This window comes from Mesorhizobium sp. M7A.F.Ca.US.005.03.1.1, assembly GCF_003997975.1.
Classification (GTDB): domain Bacteria; phylum Pseudomonadota; class Alphaproteobacteria; order Rhizobiales; family Rhizobiaceae; genus Mesorhizobium; species Mesorhizobium ciceri.
The window spans coordinates 1-8,477 of the sequence record NZ_RZRO01000164.1; the positions used below are offsets into that span (position 1 = coordinate 1).

At 61.6% G+C, this 8,477-nt stretch carries 10 protein-coding genes and 1 pseudogene; 8 read left to right on the forward strand and 3 right to left on the reverse strand.

Annotated features, from left to right (window positions below):
• Positions 1-384: HpcH/HpaI aldolase/citrate lyase family protein (locus EN990_RS35865; RefSeq protein ID WP_348629907.1), on the forward strand; the 384-nt coding region annotated here is incomplete at its 5' end.
• 2 nt (positions 385-386) lie between these two features.
• Entirely contained in the window at positions 387-1,874 is a 1,488-nt protein-coding gene (locus EN990_RS34090) for an NAD-dependent succinate-semialdehyde dehydrogenase (RefSeq protein ID WP_127368466.1), read from the forward strand.
• Positions 1,875-1,900: 26 nt separating this feature from the next.
• Here the strand turns inward: EN990_RS34090 and EN990_RS34095 are convergent.
• A pseudogene (locus EN990_RS34095) lies at positions 1,901-2,299 on the reverse strand (enolase C-terminal domain-like protein); the annotation flags it as partial.
• 125 nt (positions 2,300-2,424) lie between these two features.
• On the opposite strand from EN990_RS34095, the gene EN990_RS34100 reads away from it, so the two are divergent.
• Together EN990_RS34100 and EN990_RS34105 are read left to right on the forward strand one after the other, a co-directional pair.
• The gene (locus tag EN990_RS34100) at positions 2,425-2,796 is read left to right on the forward strand and encodes a glycine cleavage T C-terminal barrel domain-containing protein (protein ID WP_206519172.1); all 372 of its coding nucleotides are present in this window, start codon (positions 2,425-2,427) and stop codon (positions 2,794-2,796) included.
• The gene (locus EN990_RS34105) at positions 2,789-3,364 is read left to right on the forward strand and encodes a sarcosine oxidase subunit gamma family protein (RefSeq protein ID WP_127368468.1); all 576 of its coding nucleotides are present in this window, start codon (positions 2,789-2,791) and stop codon (positions 3,362-3,364) included. Before EN990_RS34100 ends, EN990_RS34105 begins: the two co-directional genes overlap by 8 nt.
• Before the next feature lie 186 nt (positions 3,365-3,550).
• Here EN990_RS34105 and EN990_RS35670 read toward each other — a convergent pair whose 3' ends face one another.
• A complete protein-coding gene (locus tag EN990_RS35670; protein ID WP_164766215.1) occupies positions 3,551-3,697 on the reverse strand; it encodes a hypothetical protein in 147 nt (48 codons plus the stop codon).
• A 1-nt stretch (position 3,698) separates the two neighbouring features.
• Positions 3,699-5,129, reverse strand: a complete 1,431-nt coding sequence (locus tag EN990_RS34110) for an NAD-dependent succinate-semialdehyde dehydrogenase (protein WP_127368469.1) — start codon at positions 5,127-5,129, stop codon at positions 3,699-3,701.
• 110 nt (positions 5,130-5,239) lie between these two features.
• Here EN990_RS34110 and EN990_RS34115 point away from each other — a divergent pair, with 110 nt between their 5' ends.
• From EN990_RS34115 to EN990_RS34130, 4 genes are all read left to right on the forward strand, one after another.
• A complete protein-coding gene (locus EN990_RS34115) occupies positions 5,240-5,920 on the forward strand; it encodes a GntR family transcriptional regulator (protein ID WP_127368470.1) in 681 nt (226 codons plus the stop codon).
• Positions 5,921-5,923: 3 nt separating this feature from the next.
• Positions 5,924-6,916, forward strand: a complete 993-nt coding sequence (locus EN990_RS34120; RefSeq protein WP_127368471.1) for a proline racemase family protein — start codon at positions 5,924-5,926, stop codon at positions 6,914-6,916.
• A gap of 29 nt (positions 6,917-6,945) precedes the next feature.
• On the forward strand, positions 6,946-7,788 hold the full coding sequence (locus EN990_RS34125) for a transporter substrate-binding domain-containing protein (protein WP_056565156.1): 843 nt from the start codon (positions 6,946-6,948) through the stop codon (positions 7,786-7,788).
• 74 nt (positions 7,789-7,862) lie between these two features.
• Positions 7,863-8,477 (forward strand): amino acid ABC transporter permease (locus EN990_RS34130; RefSeq protein ID WP_164766216.1); only part of this gene is annotated, 615 nt, incomplete at its 3' end.

An 8,477-nucleotide genomic window follows, 5' to 3' on the forward strand; every position in this document is an offset into this window, starting at 1 on the left:
GTTTTGGGTGTCCCCGCCTCTCATGACCTCAAAGCGCATGCCATGATGCGGCTGGCGGTGGCGAGCAGGGCCGCCGGCAAGCCCCTGCCGTTGGATGGCCCATCCTTCGAGGTCACGGACACCGCCAGACTGGCCACCGAATGCCGGCAGGCCTTGGATCATGGGGCCGGGGGGAAGCTTTGCATACACCCTGCCCAGACTTCCCATGTCAGCTCGGCTTTCCAGCCGAGTGACGAGCAACTGCGCTGGGCGCAGCGCGTCGTCGACGCGGCCCGGGACGGCGCAGCGCGCCTTGTCGACGGCAGGATGATCGATGCTCCCATTGTAGCCCAGGCCTGGGCACTACTCGCGCGGGACCGTTCGCAATTTAGTAAAGGTGTCTAACCATGGCCGTATCAGCGACACTCCTCAACAAGATCAAGGACAAGGATCTGATCCGGGAAGCGGGATTGATCGGCAAAGAGTGGCTCGGCCAGTCCCGGTCCGGGCAAACCTTCGAGGTGACCAACCCTTCAAACAGCGAAGTGCTGGCCACGCTGCCCGATTTTACCCGAGCCGAGATCGCCAAGGCGATCGATGTCGCCTATGTCGCCCAGAAGGAGTGGGCTGCCCGCACCGGCAAGGAGCGCGCTGCAGTCATTCGGCGCTGGTACGATTTGACGATCGCCAATCTCGATGACCTGGCGACGATCCTGACCGCTGAAATGGGGAAGCCGTTTGCCGAGTCCAAGGGCGAGATCCTCTACGGCGCGTCCTACATCGAATGGTTTGGCGAAGAGGCCAAGCGCGTCTATGGCGACACCATCCCGGGGCATGCCCGTGACAAGCGGATCGTCGTGATCAAGCAACCTGTAGGGGTTGTCGGCGCCGTTACACCCTGGAACTTTCCCTCAGCGATGGTAGCGCGCAAAATCGCTCCGGCGCTGGCGGCAGGTTGCTCGACCGTCTTCAAACCGGCAGCCCTGACACCACTCTCCGCCCTGGCGCTGGCGGTACTTGCGGAAAGGGCAGGGGTGCCGGCCGGACTGGTGAGCATTGTCCCGATCACGAAAAGCTCGGACTTCGGCGATGAGGTTTGCGAAAACGAGAAGGTCCGCAAACTCACGTTCACCGGGTCGACCGAAGTCGGCCGCACTCTCATGGCGCAAGCCTCCGCGCAAGTCATGAAACTGAGCATGGAACTGGGCGGCAACGCGCCCTTCATTGTCTTCGACGATGCCGATGTCGATGCGGCCGTCGAAGGAGCCATCGTCTCCAAGTTCCGCAATGCTGGCCAGACCTGTGTCTGCGCCAATCGCCTTTACGTGCAGAGCGGCATCTACCAAGAGTTCGCCGACAAGCTCGCGCGTCGCGTCAACACCTTCAAGATCGGTGACGGCTTCGCGGAAGGCACCGACATCGGCCCGCTAGTCGACGACCGCGCCGTATCGAAGGTGAGGCGTCACATTGAGAATGCCGTCTCCCAGGGCGCCAGCATTGTGGCGGGTGGGCCAGACCATCCTCTTGGCGGCAATTTTTTTTGGCCGACCGTCCTGACTGGGGTAACCTCCGAGATGGCGGTGGCCCGTGAAGAAACGTTCGGGCCGTTGGCGCCCTTATTCCGTTTCGAAACCGTCAACGACGTCATTGAGATGGCAAATGATACCGAATTCGGGCTTGCGGCCTATTTCTACGCCAAGGACATGGGCCGCGTGTGGGCCGTTGCGGAGGCCTTGGAATACGGCATGGTCGGCATCAACACCGGCTTGATTTCGACCGAAGTCGCGCCGTTCGGCGGTATCAAGCAGTCGGGTTTTGGCCGGGAAGGCTCGAAATACGGCGTCGATGATTACCTGGAGCTGAAATATTTGTGTTTTGGAGGCCTAACGAGCTAGGGGCAACACAAGCCTTTTCTTGCGTCCTACATATCCGAAAGGCGCGTTGAGAGATCGGGACGTTCAAAGACGGCGGACTGCAGCTCCGTGCCGAGCCCCGGTCCTTCCATCGGAAGAACGTACCCGTCGACGACACGTGGCAACTCGGTGACCAATTCCTTGTACCAGCCAGTATAGAAGGCGCGCACGGATTCCTGGATCAGCGTGTTGGGCTGTGAGAAGGACGAGTGGACTGCCGCCACATACGCCACCGGTCCCGTGCAGTCGTGCGGCGCATAGGGACGATGATAGGTATCGGCCAGTGCTGCGATCTTGCGGCCTTCGGTGAGCCCGCCGGTCCACACCAGGTCCGTCATGACTATGCCGATCGCGCCCGCCTCCAGCATATCCTTGTAGGGGAATCGCGATCCCAGCGTCTCGGAGGCGGGCTGGCTCTGAGTACGACATCATCCCCTTCGGAACCGAGGCGCTGCATGTCCTGCGCGCCGAGCGCGGCTTCGTCGTGGTGGGACAGGACACCGACGGGACGGTCACTCCCATGGATCTTGGGATGGGCTGGATCGTCTCGAAAAAGAAGAGCGACTTCATCGGCAAACGCGGGTTCTCCGCTCCGGAAGTGGCGCGCGAGGGTCGCAAGCAGTTCGTCGGGCTTTTGACCGAGAAGCCCAACTACGTGATTCCGTTTGGCTCGCATCTGGTCGAGAATGCCACCCAGAAACCGCCGCTCAAAACCGTTGGCTGGGTCTGCTCGACCTATTGGTCCGAAACGCTGGGGCGCTCGATCGCACTCGCGTTGGTGGAGAACGGCCGAGCGCGCATCGGCCAGACCTCGACCGTCCGCAACATCAACGGCGATGTGGAAAAGGTAACCCTCACGCAGCCCTGCTTCTTCGATCCAAAGGGAGAACGTGCAAATGCTTAATCGTGTCGGTTTCGAGCCCGTTGAATGCTCACTAATTTCGGCGAAGGCGCCCGTACGCGGCGCGGCAAATCTGGACCAGGTCGACCAATTCGGTGCGATCAACCTGCGCCTGTCCAATGCAAGCCTACCTGCGAAGGTGACGAAGGAATACGGATTGCTGCTGCCCGCGAGCCCCAACACTTTCACTCAAGAAGGTGATGTGACGGTGCTTTGGCTGGGCCCAGACGAGTGGATGATCCATGCGCCTTTCACAAAGACCCACGATCTGAAGCAGGGACTGGAGAGTGAGCTCGCGGACCGGCACGTTGCGGTGACGGATGTCTCGGACAACTCGGTAGCCATGGAACTGGGCGGCCAATCCGCCCGGCGCATTCTTGAGAAGGGCTGCCCGCTCGACCTCCATCCGCGTGCGTTCGGCCCCGGCCAATGTGCGCAGAGCCATTTTCTCCAGGCGGTGATCCTGCTGGCTCAAACCGAAAGCGATCGGTTCCTGCTTCGGGTGCGCCGTTCGATGAGTGAGTACCTGTGGGATGCCCTCGCCGACGCCATCCTGAAGGAAAGTCATTGAGCTGGATTGCCGTGGCGGCGGCATCGCTCCCGCCTCGAACACTTCGTCGATCTTGCGATAGATGTCGAACCGGCCTTCGCCTTTCAACATGAAGAGCTGCGCGGTGCGATAATGTTCGTCGCCCGCTGAAAGAAGTTGCGCGCACTGATCCAGTCGCCGTGAGCCTCGGCCACGCGACCTCGCTCTTCAGATTTGCGTGCATCTTCTATGGCGCGTGAAAATTCCTGCTCCAACGGCGACCGCGTCGCGATGCACGCGCCACATGCCGACGCGGTCGAACAAGTCATAGTTCGCCAGCGAGCGCTCGCCGTCTTTCTCACGGAGATCGGCCACGCTACATCTCGGTCACGAACTTCGTCCGCAGATAGGCGTCGAGGCCTTCGATGCCGCTTTCCGACCCATAGCCGGATTCATGAACGCCGCCGAACGGTGTTTCCGGTGTCGACACCATCATGTGGTTGACGCCGACCATTCCGGCTTCCAACGCCGCCTCGGTCTTTTGGGCAAGGGTGAGATTGCGGGTGAAGACAAAGGAAGCCAGTCCGTAGGGCAGCGAATTGGCCCGCTCGATCATGTCGTCGAAGGTCGAGAAGGTGGTCGTCGGCGCGATCGGCCCGAACGGCTCCTCGGACATGATACGCGCCGTGTCGGGCACGTCTTTCAGCAATGTCGGGGCGTAGAAATAGCCTTTGTTGCCGACACGTTTGCCGCCGGTGATGACAGTCGCGCCCTTCGCCGTTGCATCGCTGACGAAACCGTCCATGGCATCGAGCCGCCGTGGCGCAATCATCGGCCCCATCTGCACAGCGCTGTCGAGACCGTCTCCAATCCTGAGCTTTTCGGCGCGGGCGGCAAAGCCGTCGATGAAGCGGTCGTAGACAGCCTCATGCACATAGAAGCGGGTCGGCGAGGTGCACACCTGGCCGGCGTTGCGGAACTTGAAGGCGACCACAGTATCGAGCGTCTTGTCGAGGTCGGCATCCTCATAGACGATGACGGGGGCGTGGCCGCCAAGCTCCATGGTGCAGCGCTTCAACGTGTCGGCAGCCTGCTTCTGCAGCAGCTTGCCAACTGCGGTCGAGCCGGTCAGCGAGACCTTCTTCGGGATCGGCGAGGCGATCAGATAGGACGAAACCCGCGCAGGCTCGCCGAACACGATGTTGAGCACGCCCGCCGGCAGTCCTGCGTCCTGGAAGCAGCGGGCGATCGCCACGGCGGTTCCGGGCGTTTCCTCCGCCGGTTTCAGAATGATCGAGCAGCCGGCGCCAAGCGCGCCCGAGATCTTGCGAATGACATTGCTGGCCGGGAAGTTCCAGGCGGCGAAGGCGACGACCGGGCCGACCGGTTCCTTGAACACCATCTGCCGCACCCCGGGCAGCCGGGCAGGGACGATACGGCCATAGGCGCGCTTGCCTTCTTCCGCATACCAGCGGGTCGCGTCCGCTGCGAACTGCACCTCGCCGGTGGCTTCCGCCAGCGCCTTGCCGTTTTCCATCGTCAGCGTGCGGGCAATGGTGTCCTTGCGCTGCTCGATCAGGTCGGCGGCCTTGTCCATGATCGCCCAGCGCTGCATGGCGGTCATGGTCTTCCACAGCTTGAAGCCTTTGAGCGAGGCCGCGAGAGCGCGGTCGAGATCAGCCTCCGTGGCATGCGGCACGGTCGCCAACACTTCTTCGGTGGCGGGATTGATCAGCGTTTCGGACTTACCGTCCGATCCCTGGCACCACACGCCGTCAATCAGCAGCTCGATCGTCTCTGGATACATGTCCTAGCCCTTTCAGCCCGGCGGGGCGCGGAAAGCGCCGGGAGATTACACGTCACAAGAAAGTTTCCGCCATGCCTTGACCTGTACATTGTATACAGTATGGTGTCGACATGATTTTAGCGCGCATCCAGAAATTGTCGGTCGCCATCCCCGAGAATCTCGCCGAGATGCTCGAGGAGGAAATCATCTTCGGCCGCCTCAAATCCCGGGAGCGATTGACCGAGGAAATGGTCGCCGCGCGCTACGGCGTCAGCCGGTCACCGGTGCGCGAGGCGCTGAGGCTGCTCGAGCGGGACGGCCTGGTGATGCGCGAGGCCAGGCGCGGCATCTGGGTCTCGCCGATGTCGCAGCGCGATTTCGATGAGGTCTACACTTGCCGCATCGAGCTGGAAGGGCTGGTAGCCAAGCAAGCCGCCGAATCCGCAGACATCGAGAAGAAGGCTGAGTTCAAGAGCCTGTTGTCGGAGCTGAAGCAGGCCCAGGCCAGGAAAGATGCGCGGCAGTTCTTCATCGTCGACGTGCGCGGCTCCTTCCTGACCTACACGCTGGCCGGCAACAAGACGCTGACACGCCTGCTTGGTGGGCTGGAAAAGCAGGCCTTGCGTTACCGCTATCACGCCTACGAGCAGGATCCGAAGATCATCCAGCTGTCGCTCGACGACACGGCCCGCATCTATGATGCGATCACCGCCGGCGATGGCGAAAGCGCCAAGGCGATGACCGAAAACCTCATCCGGGAAATCTGGCAGAGCATGCGGGCCGGCATTCGCGACGCTTTCGGAGAGGGCTAGGTCGTGTCCAGCTTTGCGTCAGCGTTCAGCGTCATCGATTCCCATACCGCCGGCCATCCCACACGCGTCATCCTGAGCGGCGTTCCGAAACTCTCCGGTTCGAGCGTGCGGGAGAAGCGCGACCATTTCCGCGATCGCTTCGACCACCTGCGCCCGGCACTGCTGCATGAGCCGCGCGGCCATGCGGCCATGGTCGGTCTCGTACCGGTCGCCTCTGAAGTCGCCGACTATGGGGCGTTCTTCATCTCGTCCTATGTCTATCTCGACATGTGCGGTCACGGCACGATCGGCCTTGCCAGGACGTTGGCCTTCACAGGACAGATTTCTGTCGAAACCGGCGACAGCTTTACGCTGGAAACGCCGGCGGGGATCGTGACCATTCATCTGATCTGGAACGAAGACGGCTCGCTCGACCGGGCGCGGATCGCCAATGTCCCGAGCTATGTCGGGCTGGAGCGCTTAAGCGTTTCCGTCGAAGGTGTCGGCAAGGTCGATGCCGCAATCGTCTACGCCGGCATGTGGTACGCGCTGGTAGACGCCGTGCCACTCGGGTCCAAGCTGATCCCGGACAATGCGTCGGCCCTTATGCTGGCCGGCGCCAGGATCAAGGCCGCGATCAAGGCGGCGACCAAAGACCTGCCGCTGCTGGCCGGCGCAGCCGCACCGAGCGTGCTGTTCTACGATGCGGACAGCGAGTATTCGGCGACGCATTTCCTTGTCCTGGAATCCAACAAATTCGACCGCTCGCCATGCGGCACCGGCACGTCAGCGCGCCTGACCTATCTGCTTGAGAAGGGGTTGATCCGTCCCGACCAGACCTATCACGCCAGAAACATCTTCGGCATTCCGTTCGAGGCGCGCCTGCAACAGCGCGTCGAGGAGCAAGGCCGCGACGCGATGATCATCGAGATCGAGGGCTCGGCCTTCATCACCTCGACCCAGACAATCTATTTCGAGAAGGGCGACCCTCTCTCGAAGGGATTTCTAGCCCGGTAATCACCAAAAACTCAGAAAAGGGGAATGACATGAAATTCACAGTAATGCGTACGTTCATGGCCGCTTTGACCATTGGCCTCGGCCTGCTCACGGCGCCGATCGCAGCCTCCGCGGACGACAATCCGTCCGCCGTCATCGACCAGATCCGCGCCAGCGGCGTGCTCAAGGTTCCGGTAATGACCGGCGAGGAGCCGGGCTACATCAAGGATCCGGCCACCGGCCAGTGGAGCGGCTTCTACTACGAATTCCTGGGCGAGATCGCGACCCAGCTCGGCGTCAAGCTCGAGCCTGTCGAAACGACCTGGGGCAATCTGGCCGCCGACTTCCAGTCCAACAAGATCGACATCGCCATCGGCGTCAATCCGAACCCGAAGCGCGGTCTTGTCGTCGACTATCTGTGGGAGCCGCTGTTCACCGACGCCTGGGCCGTGCTGACGCCTCCCGGCAAGCCGGTGAAGACCTGGGCCGAACTCAATTCGCCGGACAAGACCGTCGTCGTGCAGAAGGGCAGCACCATGCAGGTCGTCGCCGAAGCCCTGCTGCCGAAGGCCAAGATCACGCCGGTGGAAGATCGTGGCCTGGCGCTTATGGAACTCCAGGCTGGTCGCGCCGATGGTGTCGTGCTTTCCATTTTCGACGCGCTGCAGATCACCAACCAGAAGATCGGCAATGTCTCGTTGCCTGAGCCGATCCTGCGCAATCCGGCAACGCTGGCCGTCGCCCGCAAGCCCGGCAATGCAGGCTACATCAACTTCCTGACCAATTGGATCCTGCAGGAGCGTTCGCTAGGCCTCGCCCAGGGCAAGCTTGCCCGCTCCTGGGAAGCTCGCGGCATCGATCTGTCGATCCTTCCGGCAGGTTTCTCCTTCTGATCGAAACAGCCTGATCGCCGCCGGGTGCGGCGGTCAGGCCACCACTGGACGTGCATCGAACCAGTGAGGACAACATGCTATTCGACTACACAGTCATAACCAACAATATCGGGCTGCTCTGGCAGGGCCTCCTGATGACGATCTATTTCACCGTCATCACGATCGGTGCGGGCCTGCTGATCGGCCTGTTCATCGGGCTGATCCAGTTGAGCACGTTTAAGCCGCTGGTCATCCTCGGCCAGATCTATGTCGAGTTCTTCCGCAACATTCCGCTGCTCGTCACGCTTTTGTGGGTCTATTACGCCTTTCCGATCTTCGCCGGCATCAACGTCACCAGATTCTGGGCCGGCTTCATCGGGCTCAGCTGCTACGTCGGTTCCTTCTACGCCGAGATCCTGCGCGCCGGCGTCCAGTCGGTCGATCCCGGCCAGACGGATGCGGCCACCGCGATCGGCATGTCCTACGGCCAGCGCATGCGGCGGATCATCCTGCCGCAGGCTTTCCGAAAGATGATCCCGCCGCTTGCCGGCCAGTCGATCATCCAGATGAAGAACACGACGCTGCTGTCGATGATAACGGTCCCCGACCTTCTCTATCAGGCGAGCTATATCTCGAGTTTCACCTATCGGCCGATGGAAGTTTACACCGCCGTGGGCGTCATCTTCCTGATCATCCTGATCCCGTTGACC